Annotated in this window: 1 protein-coding gene and 1 pseudogene; both read right to left on the reverse strand. The window is 65.9% G+C overall.

The window, feature by feature from the left end; all coding sequences use genetic code 11:
* A pseudogene (locus AC5RK6_RS00765) lies at nt 1-194 on the reverse strand (NADP-specific glutamate dehydrogenase); the annotation flags it as partial.
* Nucleotides 195-401: 207 nt separating this feature from the next.
* On the reverse strand, nt 402-1,352 hold the full coding sequence (locus tag AC5RK6_RS00770; RefSeq protein WP_087071236.1) for a phosphoribosylaminoimidazolesuccinocarboxamide synthase: 951 nt from the start codon (nt 1,350-1,352) through the stop codon (nt 402-404).
* Between the last annotated feature and the right edge of the window lie 179 nt (nt 1,353-1,531).

Here is a 1,531-nt window from a genome sequence, read left to right on the forward strand (position 1 = left end):
ACCCACGGCACGCGGAAGGCGATGATGCGTTCGGGTTCAACCAGCCGTTCCAGGATGGCGTGGTCGGCGTACTCGGGGTGAGCCGCGAGGACCGGGGCGATGGAATCGAAAACTTCGCGCACGGCCTGATGGAATTCGGGTTCGCCCGGATTGGCGGCGACGACCTGATCGTAAACTTTATTCGCGTAATGCATATCAAAATGGTAAAACGTCCGGGTGCTTTCGCGGTATGATTTCGAAGCTCGAACACCACTCCGCGGTGCACGTCACATTGAGGTGCGGTGCGCGCGGGGTTCGTGCAGAACGACGACGGCGCCACCGGGCAGCCGCCACCCAGGCGCGTAAAGTGAGTGCGGCACGCGAAGCCGGCACGGCGCGCGCCCGCCACTGCGCCGCCGCGCTTAGTGCCCGGGCCAGCGCTCCCCGGTGAGCATTTCGCATACGCGCAGGTAGCGCTCGCGAATATCGGCCACCACGGCAGCGGGGAGGGCCGGCGGCTGGGTCCCTTGCTCCGCATTCCACCCGGATTGCGCGGACATGAGCCACACCTGCGCGGCGTCCTTATCGAAGGGGCGCAGCGCTTCCGGGGTGGGCAGCGCCTCCCCGGATTTCACCGCGCGGTAGTCGGTGGAAAGCCAGTAGTGGGCGGTATCCGGGGTGAAGGCTTCGTCGGCCAGGATGAGGCGGCTGGAGCCGGCGTCCATATCCGTGCCGAATTCCAGTTTGGCATCCGCGAGCACCAGCCCGCGGGCCAGCGCGATGGCGTGAGCGTGCCGGTAGAGGTTGAGGGCCAGCACGCGCACCCGTTCCGCGGTGCTCTCCCCCACCCGCCGCATGAATTCATCCCACGGGATGGGGATATCCGGGCAGCCGGGCCGGCGCTTTTCCGCTATTCCGACCCACGGTAGTTCCAGCTTGGCGCCGAGCTCAATGGCGCCGTCGTACGGCATGGCATCGAGGGTGCCGAGGGTTTCGAGTGAGCGTACCGCGCCGGCGGTTAGATAACCGCGCACCAGCACTTCGTAGGGGAGCATGCGCAGGGCCCGTACCAGGATGCCACGCGCGGCGATATCCCGCGGCACGCCGCCCGGTAGGTAGTGGCTTTCCGCAATGTCCCCGGTGCGGTCGAACCACCAGCGGGCGATCCGGGTGAGGATTTCACCTTTGTCCGGAATGAATGTGGGAACAACGTGGTCGAATGCCGCGATGCGGTCCGAGGCCACAATAAGATAGGTATCCATCCCGGCCATCGCGCCCCCGGGCACGGGCCGGTACAAATCGTGCACCTTCCCGGAATAGGTGCGTTGCCATCCCCGAATGGGGACAAGGCTACCTGTGGTGTATGTAGACATTCCCGCCCCTCAATCTCTTCACGCGGGAGGCTCCTTCGCGTTCCCGCTCCGGTGCTGCGCGAGGGGCCACCGCCGGTTCCGTACCGCGTATCGCGGCGCTATTCGCAACCGCGGCCCGCGGGCTCATCACGAACTCACGGCCCGGAGGTGACCCTCCCCACACAACCTTCTTTTCCTTA

The sequence above is a fragment of the Actinotignum sp. usb-actsch-213 genome (genome assembly GCF_059085665.1).